Source organism: Lutibacter sp. A80, assembly GCF_022429645.1.
Classification (GTDB): Bacteria; Bacteroidota; Bacteroidia; order Flavobacteriales; family Flavobacteriaceae; genus Lutibacter.
Genome location: NZ_CP092480.1, coordinates 1042038 through 1058105 on the forward strand (window position 1 = coordinate 1042038; position 16068 = coordinate 1058105).

The following is a 16068-nucleotide window of genomic DNA, read 5'->3' on the forward strand; positions in this document are numbered from 1 at the left end:
TGTTAACTTTGTTACAGATGAAATTCTAAAAACAAATTATTAAAGTTTTATATAAACAATAAATAAAGTATGAAAGTTGTTGATAAAATAGCCCATTTAATTGAACGCCGAAAAAAAACAGTGCAAATGGGCGGCAAAGATAGAATTGAAAAGCAACACGCAAAGGGCAAGCTAACAGCTCGTGAGCGCTTAAACCTTTTATTTGATGAAGATACTTTTCATGAAGTAGATGCATTTGTAAAACACAGATCTGTAAACTTTGGGATGGAATCCATAGAAATTGAATCTGATGGTGTTATTGTAGGCTACGGATTGGTAAACGGCAGAACAGTTTTTGCTTATTCACAAGATTTTACATCTAGAGGTGGTTCTTTAGGAGAAATGAATGCTTCTAAAATATGTAAAATAATGGATTTAGCAATAAAAGCAGGTGCTCCAATTGTTGGATTAAACGATTCTGGTGGCGCAAGAGTTGAAGAAGGTGTAGATGCCTTAAAAGGCTATGGAGATATTTTCTTTAGAAATTCGAGAGCTTCAGGTGTAGTTCCTCAAATCTCTGCAATTATGGGACCTTGTGCTGGTGGTGCCGTATACTCTCCTGCAATGACCGATTTTGTTTTTATGGTTAAAGAAACAAGCCATATGTTTATTACGAGTCCTTATGTAATTAAAACTGTAACTGGAGAAGAAACTACTTTTGAAGATTTAGGAGGTGCAATGGTTCACAATTCAAAAAGTGGTAACGCACATTTTGCTTGTGAGAACGATGAAGATTGTATAGAACAAATTAGAGATCTTTTAGATTACTTACCTAATAACAATATGGAAAATGCTCCAATTTTAGAAACTGGTGACGATCCTAAAAGAATGTGTGACACCCTAGATAACATTATCCCAGATGATTCTAAAGTGCCATACGACATGAAAGAAATTATTGAAGAAGTACTTGATGGTAATGATTTTTATGAAGTCCACGAATATTTTGCTGAAAACTGTATTGTTGGCTTCGGTAGGTTAAATAATAGATCTGTTGGTATTATAGCAAACCAACCAATGATTTTAGCAGGATGCTTGGATATTGATGCTTCCGATAAAATTAGTCGTTTTATGAGAACTTGTGATGCTTTCAACATCCCTTTAATTACGTTTGTTGATGTTCCTGGATATTTACCAGGCGTACATCAAGAATGGAATGGAATAATAAGACATGGAGCTAAATTATTATGGAGTTATTCAGAATCTACTGTGCCAAAAATAACCGTTGTTGTTAGAAAAGATTACGGAGGTGCATATTTAGCAATGAGCTCAAAACATTTAGGAGCTGATATGGTTTTTGCCTGGCCAACTTCAGAAATTGCCGTTATGGGTGCTAAAGGCGCTGTAGAAGTAATCTCTAGCTACAAACAAGAAATAAATAACGCAGCAGATAAAACAGCAAAAACAACTGAAAAAATTAATGAATATGAAAAAGCTTTTAATGTTCCATATTTAGCTGCAGAAAGAGGCTATATTGATGAAGTAATTTTACCAAGTGAAACTAGAGAAAGACTTATAGCTGCTTTAGAAGCTTTAAGTTCAAAATCTGAAATAACACCACCAAAAAAACACGGAAACATTCCACAATAATTATATTAATTATGACATTAATTGAAAAAAAGAAACGTGCAGCAGTAATAGCGGTTAGTTATTATATGCAAAACCAAAATTCAGAAACTAATACAACTATAGACACCTGGAGTAAAATGGGAATTAGTAGAACTATACACGATAGAAAAATTTTAGAACGCAAAGGAAAAACTATTGGAATTAAAATTTTTTAATAGCAACTATTAAACTTTAATTAATATGAAATTTGATAACCACGGAGTATTAAAAATGGCACCAGTTGCTTATGGTGCAGATAGAGCAAAAGCCACAAACCCAATAAAAATTCAAGATTTAAGTTTTCGTGATGGACACCAATCTTTATTTGCAACCAGAGGTAGAACTGAAGATATGATTCCTCTTGCCGAACAAATGGATGAAATTGGATTTCACGCCATAGAAACTTGGGGTGGAGCTACATTCGACACCATGCATCGCTACTTAGCAGAAGACCCTTGGGAAAGATTAAGAATATTAAAAAAACATATGCCTAAAACACCTTTTTTTATGTTATTAAGAGGACAAAATGTAGTTGGGTATAGAAATTATGCAGATGATGTTGTACAAAATTTTGTACAAAGAGCTTGTGATAATGGTATTGATATTTTTCGCTGTTTCGATGCTTTAAACGATTACAGAAATTTTGAAACTGCAGCTAAAGTTGTAAAACAAAATAACATGCATTTTCAAGGCACTATCTGCTATACGTTAACAGAACCAAGAATGGGTGGTGAAATATACAATATAGATTACTATATTAATAAAGCAAAAGAACTTATTGATTTTGGAGTAGATTCTATTTGTATTAAAGATATGGCAGGCTTAATTGCTCCTTATGATATTTATAATTTAATTGTTGAATTAAAAAAAATAACAGATATCCCATTAAATCTTCATACACATTTTACATCAGGTATGGGAGATTTATCAATTTTTAAAGCCATTGAAGCTGGTATTGATATTGTAGACACTTGTATGTCTCCATATGCTTACAGAACCTCACATGCTGCAATTGAACCTTTAGTTATGTCATTATTAGGTACCAATAGAGATACCGGTTTTGATATTAAAAAATTATCTAAAATAAGCGCTCAAATGGAAGAAATAATTCCAAAATACAAGCACTTAGCTAACAACCCTAAATATGCCATTATAGATACCGATGTAATTTTACATCAAACTCCTGGAGGAATGTTATCTAACTTAGTGAATCAATTAAAAGCAATGGATTCTTTAGATAAGCTAGACGATGTATTTAAAATGCTTCCTAAAGTTAGAAAAGATTTAGGTCAAATCCCTTTAGTAACACCTACCAGCCAAATAGTTGGAGTGCAAACAGTTAATAATGTTTTATTTGATTCATACGAAGGTGAATACTCTAGAATTACACAAGAAGTTAAAGATTTATGTTATGGTTTATATGGAAAAACAACAAAACCAATTAATCCAGAACTTAGAAAAAAAGCTTTAAAAGATTACCCTAGAGGTGAGCAACATATTGAATGCAGACCAGGAAGTATTTTAGAACCAGAAATGGCTGCTGTAAAAGAAAAATCTGATGGATTAGCAAAAGATATAGATGACGAATTAATTTTAGCCTTATATCCTGTTACCGGTAAAAGATTCTTAAAATGGAAATATGGAATAGAAGAAATTCCAAAAGAAGCCATTCCAAAAACTATTGAAGATGTAAAAAAAGAAAGTGATTTAATTGCAAAAGCACTTGCTGGAGAATTGACTGCTGGAAAAAAAGCGAATGGTCAAATGCATGAAATGGAAGTAATTGTTGATGGTGAAAAATTCAACGTTGCAATTCCTAACAACAAAGCAATGGCTAGACCTGCACGTAAAAAGAAAGAAGGAAAAGCAGTTAATAAAAACGAAAAAGCTGTGTTATCTCCAATTCCAGGTATGATTGTTGAATACAAGAAAAAAAATGGCGACACTGTAAAGGCCGGTGAAATTATTGTTGTTCTTGAAGCCATGAAAATGATGAATAATTTTGAAGCTAATAAAGATGGAGTCTTATCTGGAATCAAATACGATTCAGGTGATTCTGTAGCTAAAAATGATGTATTATTTGTAATTGATTAAATTAAAAAGCTGTTTAAAAAATTTTAAAATAATGACTCTAAATCTTATCCAAAACCTCATCATATTTAAATACAATTAGTATGAGAGCTTGCGTAAATTTAGCTTGACAAAATTTAATTTTTAAACAGCTTTTTTATTGGAATTTATTTTAAAATAAAATGGTAAAGAACTAATCTTTAACCCCTAATTTACCTAAAATAATTTCTAACAAACACCATTTTGTAAACCCGCGTTGAAATAAATTTGCACCTACAAATGCAGTAAACCAAAGCCAATTAATGTTTACTTTTATAGCAAGAAGTAAACTAATTAATATAAAAGCTCCAGGAATAATATTCATTAATCTTGATTTCATTATTTTCTTTTTTTAGTTAATATATTTTTCTATATCCAAAACAATTGCTTTAATTGGATTGGATTTTGATTTTTCAGCATTAAACTTTTCCACCTCTTTAAATATAGTATCTACTTTATCTTCTGTAGTAAAAGAAAAATATAATTTAGAGTCGTGTGTATCTCGTTGAGCAGAAAACCAATTGTCTTGAATAGTTTTTAAAGGATAAAATTTTTGACCTTGAATATCAGAGGTACTGTACACCAATATTTCTGCTTTTTTAAAAAATTTACAAACATCCTTTTCAAATTGTGATACGCTTGTTATTAATAGTAGTTTCATATTAATTTGGTTTATAGTGAATAATGCTATTTATTTTTTTCTAATATCTCGATATTTTAGAATAATACTTCAACTCCACCAAATTATGGTTACTTAGTGGAATTGAAATAAATTTTATAAAAACCTTAAATAAATTCAGGTTAACTATTTTATATTATTTTTCTGGGTGTTTATGTTTTTCTGTCATATAATATACTAGTGGTACTACTAATAAAGTTAAAACAGTTGCTGTAATTGTTCCCCCCATTAATGAAATTGCTAAACCTTGGAAAATTGGATCAAATAGAATTACAAATGCACCTATTACCACGGTTCCAGCAGTTAGTAAAATTGGAGTTGTTCTAACAGCACCAGCTTCTATTACAGCTTGTTTTAATGGCACTCCATCTTGCAACCTTAACTCAATAAAGTCAATCAACAATACTGAATTCCGCACCATAATACCTGCTAAAGCAATCATACCAATCATAGACGTTGCAGTAAAAAACGCTCCCATTAACCAGTGACCAACAATAATACCAACCATAGAAAGCGGAATTGCAACTAACATAACTAAAGGCGCTTTAAAGTTTTGGAACCAACCCACAATTAATAAGTAAATAACAAATATTGCAATGGCAAAAGCAGCTCCTAAATCTCTAAAAACTTCGTATGTAATTTGCCATTCTCCATCCCATTTTACAGTATAATTATCTTCGTGTAGTGGTTGTTGATTAAATTCTTCATTTAAAGTGAACCCTGTAGGGACTTTAATTTCACCCAATCTATCACTCATATTTAAAATTCCATACACAGGACTTTCTAATTCCCCAGCCATATCTGCAATTACATATACAACACGTTTTTGATTTTTACGGTAAATTGACTTCTCTCTTATTTTTTCTTCAACTTTAATTAAGTCTCCAACAGGAATTGCAACTCCCATTTGCGAAATAACTTTTAATTGTTTTATATCATTTATTGAAGATTTTTCTTTCTCATCTAAAGCTAATACTAAGCCAACTTGCTCATTTGCTGTTTCTTTATACAATGTTGAAATTGGTTGCTCAGAAAGTGCCATTTTTAAAGTTGCTACAATTTGCTGAGGAGCAACACCATTTAACATTGCCTTTTCTTTATCAATTACAAAATTAAATTCTGTTTGGTTTGCCTCAATCATATCGTCAACATCAACAATATCACTAGTTGTTGAAACAATTTCTTTTAATTGTTTTGCTATATTAATTTGCTCTTTATAATCTGGCCCATAAACTTCAGCAACTATTGTAGACATTACAGGTGGTCCTGGTGGAACCTCTACCAATTTAACATTGGCATTAAAATGTTTTCCTATTGTTTGAATTTCGGCTCTTAATTTTTTTGCAACATCATGACTTTGCTCTGATCGATTTTCTTTATCAATTAAGTTTACTTGAATATCTGCCATATTAGAACCTCCACGTAAATCGTAATGACGTACCAAACCATTAAATGTAATTGGTGCAGAAGTTCCTACAAAACTTTGATAATTATCTACTTCTGGTCTTTGAGATAAATAATTAGCTATTTCTCTTGTAACTGCCGAAGTGTTTTCTAAAGTTGTACCTTCTGGCATATCTATCACCACCTGAAACTCATTTTTATTATCAAAAGGTAACATTTTAACGGCTACACCTTTAGTATAAAATAATGCCATTGAAGCTAATAATAGTAACGAAGTAAGTCCTAAAAACACCCAACGTTTCTTTTTATTTTGAAGTAATGGTCTTTCTAGTTTATTATATAACTTAAATATAAATGTTGTTTCTACACCTTGTTTTTCCTTTTCTTCTTGTTTATTTTTTTCTCTTAAAATATAATACCCTAAATAAGGTGTAATTGTAAGGGCAACAAATAAAGAAATTATCATTGCAATGGAAGCTCCTATAGGCATTGGACTCATATAAGGCCCCATTAAACCAGACACGAAAGCCATTGGTAAAACAGATGCAATTACAGTAAATGTTGCTAAAATTGTTGGATTACCAACCTCGTTAATAGCATATAAAGCAGCCTGTTTGAAAGGCAGTCGTTTCATTTTAAAATGCCTGTGCATATTTTCAGCAATAATAATAGAGTCATCTACCACAATACCTGTTACAAATACCAAAGCAAATAGTGTAATTCTATTTAAGGTATAGTCTAACATATAATAGCTAAACAACGTCATAGCAAATGTAATTGGAACCGATAGAAATACTACCAAACCACCACGCCAGCCCATAGCTAACATAACTACAATTGTTACTGCCAAAATTGATCCTATTAAATGCATTAATAGTTCAGAAACTTTATGAGATGCTGTTTCACCATAATTACGTGTAACTGTCATATGTACATCATCAGGCAATAAATCTTGACGTAAATACTCTACTTTATCAAGTATTTTCTCTGATATTTTCATTGCATCAGCACCTTTTCTTTTCCCTATAGAAATAGTAACTGCAGGATATTCTGAATCGTAATTTTCAGATAATTCGTTTGCCTTTCCATAACCAAAAGACACGTATTCTTTTGGTATTTCAGGTCCATCTGTAATGGTTGCAATCTGTTTTAAATAAACAGGCATATTTTGTTGTACACCAACAACTAAATTTTCTACATCTTCTATATTTGTTAAAAAATTTCCCGTATTTACAAGGTACTCTGTATTATTACTGTCAAAACTACCTGAAGTTAATTGTTGGTTATTTGCTTGGATTTTTTGCGTAATACTTAACATATCCAAGCCGCTTTCTGCCATTTTATCTTTATCTAAAACAACACGTACTTGTCTATTTCTTCCACCAATTGTTTTGGTAATTGCAACATCATTAATTTTTTCAATTTCACTAGTTAATTCATTTGCAACTTGTTTTAATTGATAGTCATCATATGTTTCGCTCCATAATGTAAGTGCTAACATTGGAACATCATCAATTGCTCTTGTTTTAACCAATGGCATAGAAACACCTTGCGGCATTTGATCCATATGCTTCATAATTTCATTATAAAGCTTTACAAACGAACGCTCAATATCTTCACCTACATAAAATTGTACTATTAACATTGCTTGTTCATTCATAGAAGTAGAATACACATATTCTATTCCTTTTATGTTTGAAACAATTTTTTCTAAGGGTTTTATTACTCTTGATTCTACTTCAATAGAACTTGCTCCTGGATAACTTACAAAAACATCTGCAATGGGTACATCTATTTGTGGCTCTTCTTCTCTTGGAATTAAAAATGAACTATACACACCAATGACCATAAACATAATCATTAACAAAATAGTTAATTTTGAATTCATAAATACTTTGGCTATTCCGCCAGCTAATCCTTCTTTCATAATTATTGTACGTTAAGTTTAGAACCGTTAACAATTTTACTTTCAGCTGTTAAAACAAATTTATCATCTACAGACAATCCAGATAAGACTTCTACCTTATCGCCAAATTCTTTTCCTAAACGCAACCAACGTAATAATGCAGTATTAGACTGACTTACAACATAAACACCTCTTAACTCTCCTCGTTCTACAATTGAAGCAGTTGGAATTAAAATTGGTGTATTTTCTTCTGAAGCTTTTTCCGTTGGAAATTGTACTGAAGCAAACATTCCAGATAATAATTTAACCGCTGTTTCTTCTAATACAATTTTAACTAAATATTGCCCTCCAGTATTTTTGGTTGAAGAACTAACCTCTGTAACAGTTCCATTTAAAATTTGATTGGTAGACTTTATTAAAACCGACACAGTACTCCCATTTTTTATTGAAGTAATTTCAGATTCTGGAACCATGGCAATTACTTGAAACTTACTTGGGTTTTCTATACTAATTAAAGGCACACCTGGATTTGCCATATCTCCAGCATTTATAAACTTACCAGTAATTACACCACTAAAAGGCGCTGTAATATTTGAATATGATAATTGTGCATTTACTTGATTTTTCATTTGATTAGCAGCTTCTAAACGCGCTTTTGCCATTTCGTAATTTGCAGTCATATCGTCCATTTCTTTTTGTGAAGCACTATTAGTCTCAAACAATGCTTTAAAACGATTGTAATCTTTCTCTGCACTATTAAACGCAGCTGTAGCTTCTGCTATTGAAGCGCCTACTTGAGCTTTTTGAGCTGAAATATCTGCACTGTTTATACTTAATAATAGTTGTCCTTTAGAAACTTTATCTCCAACATTCACATGAACTTTATTTACATAGCCCATATTACGAGTACTTAAATTTGCATTCTGAGCAGCTTCTACTTTTCCGCTAGCAGTTATAAAGTTTCCAACTTCAGAAGAAGGAGTACTTATTGTTACATCAACTGCAACTCTGTTGTCAACAACTTTTGCTTTATCGTCTCCACAACTCGTTATTATTGTTAAAGTAATAACTGTTAGTATTTTAAATATATTTTTCATTATGGTAGTATTTTAAGTGTAGTGATTTTAGTTAGTTTATTTTGTTAAAAAGTTTACATATGTTTTTGTAAAATTGTAATTAAAAACAGCTTGTAAATATTCTAATTGTTTTTGTAAATATTTTGTTTCAGAAATTAATACGTCTGAAGTTTTTTCCAATCCTTGCTCGTATCTATTTGTTCTAATTCTTAATGCTTCTTTAGATTGCTCAACCGCTAAACTTGTTAAATTCATACTATTTTCAGCATCTTTTAACTGACGTTTTGCTTTGTTAAATTCTAACTGACTTTTGTTTTTATATTGCTCTAAACTAATTTCAGCCTTATCTAATTCTGCTTTACTTTTTTGAGTTTTTCCAATACGTTTAAAACCTTCAAAAACATTCCACGATAACTGAGCTCCAACTAAATAACCATTGGCATTTGCATTAAAAATTTTATCATCATACAATTCATAACTTCCAAAAGCATTTAAGCTAGGCAAATAAGACATTTTATTGGCCTTATACATATTTGTATAAGCTTCTGTACTTTTTTCCATAGCTTCTATATCTGCTCTATTTTCTGAAAGTTGCTGGTTATAAACTTCTAAATTTAATGCTGCAGTTAACTCTGTAGATGGTTTTAATGTTGTTTCATTAGTTTCACCTACTAAAAACAATAAATAATCTGAAGCATTTTTAACTCCGCTTTTTGCAGTTAATAATTGATTTTCTACTTCAGTAACATGAACTTCAACTGAAAGAATATCCGATTGTTGCAAATAACCTTGCTTTAAACTATTTTCTGCAATTTTCTTATTTTCTAGCGCTGCTACTTTCGCTTTCTCTAAAACCTCAACCGCTTTATATGCAACTTGTAACTGCATATACGCTTTGGTTACTTCTAACTTTACAGCATCTATAGTTCTAGTGGTTTGCAATTCAAAAGCATTCATTTTAGCTTTTGCTGCTTTACGCATATAAATACCATCGGCATTAAAAATTGGTTGTTGAATTTCAATTTTAGTTGTAAAATTTTGAATCGCATCTGGATCGTTTAAAAGTGCAGGATTAAAATCTTCTTGTGTTAAAATTTCCTGATTTAATTTTGAACCAAATGCCATTAAAGGATTATTAGTTGAAATACCCGTATGTGAAATTGAAATATTAGGTAATAAAATTGAATTTGTTTGATTGTAATCTGCCTTTGCTGCATTAAAATTCTCTTCAGAAATTTTTACAGTATGGTTATTACTTTCAACTTTTTCTAACATTTCATCTAAAGAAACGGAAGTTTCTTGTTGGGCATTACCTATTAATATATTGAATAGAAATAATGAAATGAATAAAATAAATGTACCTCGCATCTTAATTGCTTTTTTTGTTTAGTGCAAATGTAATTGAGGTGAATTGAGCAAGCAGTAATAAACATTACAAACATCTGTAACAATTATTACTTAAAGATTAAAAGTTTATTGTTTTAGAGTCTTTTAAAAGGGATAATAACTAACAAGTAAAGGATATTTCTTTAAAACAAATACAAAAGATAAAACTAGAAAAAAGTATTTATAAATATTAAGATTTTTTTATACGAGGAAGCTTAATTTTTACATCGTTACCAGAAATTATGGTAGCCAACAATTGCGTTTGAGGAAATTGTTCAAAAATAATTTTTAAAAATACTGTTATTGGTATAGACATAATTAAACCTGGAACTCCCCAAATATATCCCCAAAGCATTAACATTACTAAAATTGTAATAATATTTATTGAAAAAGATCTTCCCATAAATATTGGCTCTAAAATACTTCCAAAAACTACTTGTACCAATGTTATAGTTATTATAAAAAACAACAATGTACTTGTAGGGTCCAATTCTACAAAAGCAAAAAGTGCCAATAAAATTACAGATACAACAGAACCTATCATTTGAATAAAATTTATAAGAAAGGCAAATAACCCCCAAAAAATAGGAAAACTAACATCGAAAAAATAACAGGCCAAACCAAAACCAAGACCTGTAAGCGCACTAACTAAAAACTTTACCTTAACAAATTTTATTAAGTCTTTTTCAATTTTCATAAACGTTTTTACTGATGCAAATTTTTGTTTTAAAATAGTATCATTTAAAAACTTTTGAAAATTAATAGATTCTGCTAACCATAAAACAACAAAAAAGGCAGTCATTAATGTCATAGAAACTGTATTTCCTATAAAATCAAACGTAGAGCCAAAGTTACTTGAAATAGTATCGCTATTAATAAAATGACTTATAAGGTTGCCATCATCAAAATAATTAATCCCTAAAAAATCTTCAAAAGATTGTGCTAACAAATTAATTTTTGTTGCCGCTTTTTCAAAAAACAGACTGTCTGTGGCTAATATTTCTCTACTAGTTATTTTTATTAGCTCTCCTCCTATTTTAAAAATACCAACAAAAATTAATAATACTATAAAAATACTTATAAAATTATGGATTTTTCGTTTTGACAACCATCGCATTAATGGTAAGAACAACAATGCAATAAACATTGAAAAAATTAATGGTATAAAAATAAAAGACATTGTTTTTAAAATATAGAATACCAATGGTATTACCAATAAAAGCAATAAAATATTTGTTGTTTTTAAATCTTTCATGTGTTTATATCATTCATTTTTAACGGCTATACCTTTACAATTGTTATTTTTTACAATTTACTTTTAGTATGTTCGTTTTTAATTACTACAAAAGTAGTGACAAAAATCTGCTAATTAAATTTAAAACTTATTAATTAATAGTAAATAATTAATTCTTCTTTCTAATTTTCATATTAAGAGCTTCAACACCTAATGAAAATGCAATAGCAAAATATAAATATCCTTTTGGTATAGCACCCACAGCTTTATTAAAAACTTCTAAATGCGATAAATGTGCTCCTTCTGTAATTAACATAAAACCTATTAAAATTAAAAATGAAAGTGCTAACATTTGAATTGTTGGATTTTTATTTACAAATTCACCCACAGGAGTTGCAAAAATCATCATTATTATTATAGATATAATTACAGCAGTAATCATAATTATTAAAGCTCCTGGAACACCATTTGTCATACCAACAGCTGTTAAAACAGAATCGAAAGAAAACACAATATCAATCATAACTATCTGAAATATAACACTTACAAAAGAACTTTTAACTACACTTTTTATTGTTTTTTCCTCAAGTTCATCATCAACTCCTTCTACTTTATGATGAATTTCTTTTGTGCTTTTATACAATAAAAATATACCTCCTAATATTAAAATTACACTTTGCCCAGTAATACCTCCTTTAAGCCAAGAGAAATCGAAAGTAAAGAATGGTGATTTCATAGAAATTAAATACGATACACCTAACAATAAAAATATTCTAAAAACAAGTGCCAATAAAAGCCCAAGCCTGGTAGCTTTTTTAATTTTATTTTTTGGTAATTTACCTGCGGTTATTGATATAAAAATAATATTATCAATACCTAAAACAATTTCTAAAAAAGTTAAAGTCAGCAGAGCAATCCAAGTATCTGCTTGTAAAAATATTTCCATGATTTATTCTAATATTTTAAAAATCTCACCTTTTTGAACATAATTAGAACGACCTATTACAGCTTCAAACTCGTATGAGTCATCTTCAATACTTGTTATTTTAACATGAATAGGATCTTCGTCAATAGCTGTTCTTGGATGTAACATTTTTAGCGTATAATTAAAATTATTTTTCCAAGAAATGGACAAAGTATCTATTCTATTTTCATACTTTTCAATTTGTATAGAATCTTGCCTTATAATAATTGTTTTTTCATACCCCTTACTTGCTGGAATTTCAAAAGTACCAGACTTAAAACGATCTGCACTTAATGGTGTAGTATTACAACTAACTATGGCTATTAAAAATATTAATAATGCAATCTTTTTCATATACTTATTTTTTAGATTCCGGTATAATTACTAGGTGTTATGGCTTTTAATTCTATTTTTATTTCGTTAGAAACTTCTAAACTATCAATAAAATCTGCCATAGATTTTTGAGTAATCTTTTCGTTTGTTCTTGTTAAACCTTTTAAAGCTTCATACGGATTTGGGTATGCTTCTCTTCTTAATATTGTTTGAATTGCTTCTGCAACAACAGCCCAATGATTTTCTAAATCTTGTGCAAATTTTTCTTTATTAATTAATAACTTGTTCAATCCTTTTAACGTAGAAGTGAAGGCAATAATTGTATGAGCAAATGGAACTCCTACATTTCTTAAAACTGTAGAATCTGTTAAATCGCGTTGTAAACGAGAAATAGGAAGTTTTGCAGATAAATGTTCAAAAAGTGCATTTGCAATTCCTAAGTTACCTTCAGAATTTTCAAAATCTATAGGATTTACTTTATGAGGCATTGCCGATGAACCTACTTCGCCTTTTTTAATTTTTTGTTTAAAATAATCCATAGAAATATATGTCCAAATATCTCTATTAAAATCAATTAAAATAGTATTAATACGCTTTTGAGCATCAAAAATACCTGCAATATGATCGTAATGTTCTATTTGTGTAGTTGGAAAAGAATGGTGTAACCCCAAAACTTTTTCAACAAAATGAGTACCAAATGCTTTCCAATCTATTGTTGGATAAGCAACTTTATGTGCGTTATAATTACCTGTTGCTCCTCCAAATTTAGCTGCATAAGGCACATTTTGTAATTGTTTTATTTGTTGCTCTATACGTTCTACAAATACTAGTATTTCTTTTCCTAAACGTGTAGGTGAAGCTGGTTGACCGTGTGTGCGTGCTAACATTGGTACATCTTCCCAAGCTACTGCTAATTGTCTTAATTTTTCTAAAAGAGTTGCAAGTTCTGGGTAGTAAACTACATCAAATGCATCATTAATTGATAATGGAGTAGCTGTATTATTAATATCTTGCGATGTTAATCCAAAATGTATAAACTCTTTATATTTATGAAGGTTTAACGCATCAAATTTCTCTTTAATAAAATATTCTACAGCTTTTACATCGTGATTTGTTACACTCTCAATATCTTTAATTTTTTGAGCATCTTCACTAGTAAAATCAATATAAACACTTCTTAATTTATCAAAAAGTTCAGTATCAAAATCAACTAATTGAGGCAATGGTATTTCACATAATGCAATAAAATACTCAATTTCTACTTTAACCCTATATTTTATTAGTGCTTCTTCAGAAAAAAAAGCTGCTAAATTTTCTACTTTATTTCTATATCTTCCATCTATTGGAGATATTGCGTTTAAACTTGTTAATGCCATCTTTTAGTTTTGTGTTGAAAAATGCAAAATTAATGAAATAAAGCTACAATTTGAAATTTTATTGCTTGTTTATCAAGCCCAGAGTAATCTTTCCTCTTGCTTTATATGCTGCGCTTTCTTTTGCTATGTTTTGCTCCAAAATTAACTTTAATTCGCTGTGTACCCAATCAGAATTCTTACCCAATAAAAATAAAGTTGTCATTGTATAAGCTTTTATAGCAACTTTATGTTGGCTAATCATCCAATCGAAACCAGTCTCAATAATTCTATCAACCTGTTTTTTTGTGAGCACTTCTTTAACAATTGAATTATTTTTAGAAGTGTAAGCTTTTGCTATAAACCCATATATTTTAGCTGCTGGACGTACGGCGCTTCCAAAATAAAGTTTTCCAATATTTAATGTAAATTCTTCTAAATACGGAGCTATCCAATCTAATTTTTCGGTAAGCACATATTCTAAAACCCAAGCTGCTTTAACCGATAATTTATTATCTACTTCAAAAACAATTTCTATTAAGAATTTAAGTAATTCGGGATTTTCTAAAACTAAATTACTTACTTGTAACCTATTTACTCTTAAAGCTGGTCCTAAATTATTTAACTGTTGTAATAAAAAGTTTTTTGTCAAATTAAATTATTTATAAATTTTAAACTTACCTATAACTGGTTATTTTTCAGATTCTTTATCTTTATTTTTTGGCGACAATTTATATAATAAATACACAAATCCAACGATTATATGTAATAATACCAACGCTACTATTGTATAAAACCAAAAGTTTGAAATTGCCATAATTTAGTTTTGTTGTTAAATTTATAAAAAGAAAACAATATCTTTATTCTTTAAATCTAAAAAATAATGAAAAAAACACTCTTAATAATTTTTATAATTGTCATTGTAATTCAATTTATAAGGCCTAAAAAAAATATTTCTAATGAAGTAATAAATGATATTACTACTGTAATTACGGTTCCAGAAAATGTGCAAGAAATAATAAAAACCTCGTGTGCAGATTGTCATTCAAACACTACAGAATACCCTTGGTATAGTGAAATTGCTCCTATTTCTTGGTATTTAGCGTCGCATGTTAATGATGGTAAAAACCATTTAAATTTTTCTGAATGGGCTACTTACAACAACAATCAGAAAGAGCATATTATTAAAGATTTAAAAAAAGAATTGAAATCTAGAAAAATGCCCTTAAATAGTTATTTATGGATACATAAAGATGCTGTAGTTTCTGCAGAACAATATAAAATACTTTTAGATTGGGTAAATACACTTAAAGCAGAATAAAATAATGAGAGTTAAAGTATATTACGTTTTAATAACCTGCTTATTTTTTCTTTTTAACGTTTCTACTAATGCTCAAGAAAAAATAAATAAATTCGATTTAAACGGAAAAAGAGATGGTATTTGGAAAAAATATTATCCTAATAACAACATCAGATACCAAGGAACTTTTAAAGCTGGTAAAGAAATAGGTGTTTTTAAATATTACGACATTACAGGTGCTACACACCCTATAATTATTAAAACATTTAAACCTAATAGTGCTATTGCTTCTGTTAGTTTTTATAATATAAAAGGTATTTTAGAAAGTACAGGTACTATGGAGGGCAAAAGTAGAATTGGTACTTGGCGCTATTATTACCCTGATGGAAAAACATTAATGATTGAAGAAAATTATAAAAATAATGTACTAGACGGCCTATACAAAAGCTATTATAAAAATGGAAAAACCAACGAAATTCTCAATTACTCTTCAGGAAAATTAAATGGAAATATAAAACGCTATTCAGATAGTGGTATTTTATTAGACGATTTAAATTATATTGATGGAAAGCTTAATGGTATTGCTAAATATTATACTATAAATGGAGAATTACTTTCTAAAGGACACTATAAAGATGATGAAAAAATTGGTGAATGGGTAATTAATAAATAGGAAACATC

General features: G+C 29.5%; 16 protein-coding genes. 5 read left to right on the plus strand and 11 right to left on the minus strand.

Annotated features, from left to right (window positions below; genetic code table 11):
- Positions 1-69: 69 nt before the first annotated feature.
- Genes MHL31_RS04650 through MHL31_RS04660 form a run of 3 tightly spaced genes read left to right on the plus strand, consistent with a single transcriptional unit; the run spans position 70 to position 3738 of the window.
- A complete protein-coding gene (locus MHL31_RS04650) occupies positions 70-1626 on the plus strand; it encodes an acyl-CoA carboxylase subunit beta (RefSeq protein ID WP_240227917.1) in 1557 nt (518 codons plus the stop codon).
- A gap of 11 nt (positions 1627-1637) precedes the next feature.
- Positions 1638-1820 carry a hypothetical protein gene (locus tag MHL31_RS04655; protein WP_240227918.1) on the plus strand — a complete coding sequence of 61 codons (183 nt, stop codon included), beginning with the start codon at positions 1638-1640 and terminating at the stop codon, positions 1818-1820.
- 25 nt (positions 1821-1845) lie between these two features.
- Positions 1846-3738, plus strand: a complete 1893-nt coding sequence (locus tag MHL31_RS04660; protein ID WP_240227919.1) for a pyruvate carboxylase subunit B — start codon at positions 1846-1848, stop codon at positions 3736-3738.
- A 169-nt stretch (positions 3739-3907) separates the two neighbouring features.
- On the opposite strand, the gene MHL31_RS04665 is transcribed toward MHL31_RS04660, so the two are convergent.
- The 11 genes from MHL31_RS04665 to MHL31_RS16245 form a co-directional block, all read right to left on the minus strand.
- Entirely contained in the window at positions 3908-4093 is a 186-nt protein-coding gene (locus tag MHL31_RS04665) for a DUF2892 domain-containing protein (protein ID WP_134246324.1), read from the minus strand.
- 12 nt (positions 4094-4105) lie between these two features.
- Positions 4106-4414: a hypothetical protein gene (locus MHL31_RS04670; protein WP_240227920.1), complete on the minus strand. Its 309-nt coding sequence runs from the start codon at positions 4412-4414 to the stop codon at positions 4106-4108.
- Between the two features lie 154 nt (positions 4415-4568).
- The gene (locus MHL31_RS04675) at positions 4569-7763 is read right to left on the minus strand and encodes an efflux RND transporter permease subunit (protein ID WP_240227921.1); all 3195 of its coding nucleotides are present in this window, start codon (positions 7761-7763) and stop codon (positions 4569-4571) included.
- 2 nt (positions 7764-7765) lie between these two features.
- Positions 7766-8839 (minus strand): efflux RND transporter periplasmic adaptor subunit, encoded by a 1074-nt coding sequence (locus tag MHL31_RS04680; RefSeq protein ID WP_240227922.1) that lies wholly within the window; start codon positions 8837-8839, stop codon positions 7766-7768.
- 36 nt (positions 8840-8875) lie between these two features.
- A complete protein-coding gene (locus tag MHL31_RS04685; RefSeq protein ID WP_240227923.1) occupies positions 8876-10186 on the minus strand; it encodes a TolC family protein in 1311 nt (436 codons plus the stop codon).
- A gap of 208 nt (positions 10187-10394) precedes the next feature.
- Positions 10395-11459, minus strand: a complete 1065-nt coding sequence (locus tag MHL31_RS04690; protein WP_240227924.1) for an AI-2E family transporter — start codon at positions 11457-11459, stop codon at positions 10395-10397.
- A gap of 148 nt (positions 11460-11607) precedes the next feature.
- Positions 11608-12384: a TerC family protein gene (locus MHL31_RS04695; protein ID WP_240227925.1), complete on the minus strand. Its 777-nt coding sequence runs from the start codon at positions 12382-12384 to the stop codon at positions 11608-11610.
- 3 nt (positions 12385-12387) lie between these two features.
- Positions 12388-12756: a hypothetical protein gene (locus MHL31_RS04700; RefSeq protein ID WP_240227926.1), complete on the minus strand. Its 369-nt coding sequence runs from the start codon at positions 12754-12756 to the stop codon at positions 12388-12390.
- 11 nt (positions 12757-12767) lie between these two features.
- Positions 12768-14111 (minus strand): adenylosuccinate lyase, encoded by a 1344-nt coding sequence (gene purB, locus MHL31_RS04705; RefSeq protein WP_240227927.1) that lies wholly within the window; start codon positions 14109-14111, stop codon positions 12768-12770.
- A 58-nt stretch (positions 14112-14169) separates the two neighbouring features.
- Complete coding sequence (locus MHL31_RS04710) at positions 14170-14739, minus strand: adenylosuccinate lyase (protein ID WP_240227928.1); 570 nt, start codon at positions 14737-14739, stop codon at positions 14170-14172.
- A gap of 39 nt (positions 14740-14778) precedes the next feature.
- On the minus strand, positions 14779-14904 hold the full coding sequence (locus MHL31_RS16245; RefSeq protein WP_256451653.1) for a hypothetical protein: 126 nt from the start codon (positions 14902-14904) through the stop codon (positions 14779-14781).
- 66 nt (positions 14905-14970) lie between these two features.
- Between MHL31_RS16245 and MHL31_RS04715 the strand changes: the two genes are divergently transcribed.
- Positions 14971-15408 carry a heme-binding domain-containing protein gene (locus tag MHL31_RS04715; protein WP_240227929.1) on the plus strand — a complete coding sequence of 146 codons (438 nt, stop codon included), beginning with the start codon at positions 14971-14973 and terminating at the stop codon, positions 15406-15408.
- A gap of 4 nt (positions 15409-15412) precedes the next feature.
- On the plus strand, positions 15413-16060 hold the full coding sequence (locus tag MHL31_RS04720; RefSeq protein WP_240227930.1) for a toxin-antitoxin system YwqK family antitoxin: 648 nt from the start codon (positions 15413-15415) through the stop codon (positions 16058-16060).
- Positions 16061-16068: the final 8 nt, after the last annotated feature.

What these genes read in the sequence shown, in the direction of transcription:
- MHL31_RS04650 (WP_240227917.1), top strand. Translation starts at nt 70, where the DNA reads ATGAAAGTTGTTGATAAAATAGCCCATTTAATTGAACGCCGAAAAAAA.
- MHL31_RS04655 (WP_240227918.1), top strand. Translation starts at nt 1,638, where the DNA reads ATGACATTAATTGAAAAAAAGAAACGTGCAGCAGTAATAGCGGTTAGT.
- MHL31_RS04660 (WP_240227919.1), top strand. Translation starts at nt 1,846, where the DNA reads ATGAAATTTGATAACCACGGAGTATTAAAAATGGCACCAGTTGCTTAT.
- MHL31_RS04665 (WP_134246324.1), bottom strand. Translation starts at nt 4,093, where the DNA reads ATGAAATCAAGATTAATGAATATTATTCCTGGAGCTTTTATATTAATT.
- MHL31_RS04670 (WP_240227920.1), bottom strand. Translation starts at nt 4,414, where the DNA reads ATGAAACTACTATTAATAACAAGCGTATCACAATTTGAAAAGGATGTT.
- MHL31_RS04675 (WP_240227921.1), bottom strand. Translation starts at nt 7,763, where the DNA reads ATGAAAGAAGGATTAGCTGGCGGAATAGCCAAAGTATTTATGAATTCA.
- MHL31_RS04680 (WP_240227922.1), bottom strand. Translation starts at nt 8,839, where the DNA reads ATGAAAAATATATTTAAAATACTAACAGTTATTACTTTAACAATAATA.
- MHL31_RS04685 (WP_240227923.1), bottom strand. Translation starts at nt 10,186, where the DNA reads ATGCGAGGTACATTTATTTTATTCATTTCATTATTTCTATTCAATATA.
- MHL31_RS04690 (WP_240227924.1), bottom strand. Translation starts at nt 11,459, where the DNA reads ATGAAAGATTTAAAAACAACAAATATTTTATTGCTTTTATTGGTAATA.
- MHL31_RS04695 (WP_240227925.1), bottom strand. Translation starts at nt 12,384, where the DNA reads ATGGAAATATTTTTACAAGCAGATACTTGGATTGCTCTGCTGACTTTA.
- MHL31_RS04700 (WP_240227926.1), bottom strand. Translation starts at nt 12,756, where the DNA reads ATGAAAAAGATTGCATTATTAATATTTTTAATAGCCATAGTTAGTTGT.
- purB (WP_240227927.1), bottom strand. Translation starts at nt 14,111, where the DNA reads ATGGCATTAACAAGTTTAAACGCAATATCTCCAATAGATGGAAGATAT.
- MHL31_RS16245 (WP_256451653.1), bottom strand. Translation starts at nt 14,904, where the DNA reads ATGGCAATTTCAAACTTTTGGTTTTATACAATAGTAGCGTTGGTATTA.
- MHL31_RS04715 (WP_240227929.1), top strand. Translation starts at nt 14,971, where the DNA reads ATGAAAAAAACACTCTTAATAATTTTTATAATTGTCATTGTAATTCAA.
- MHL31_RS04720 (WP_240227930.1), top strand. Translation starts at nt 15,413, where the DNA reads ATGAGAGTTAAAGTATATTACGTTTTAATAACCTGCTTATTTTTTCTT.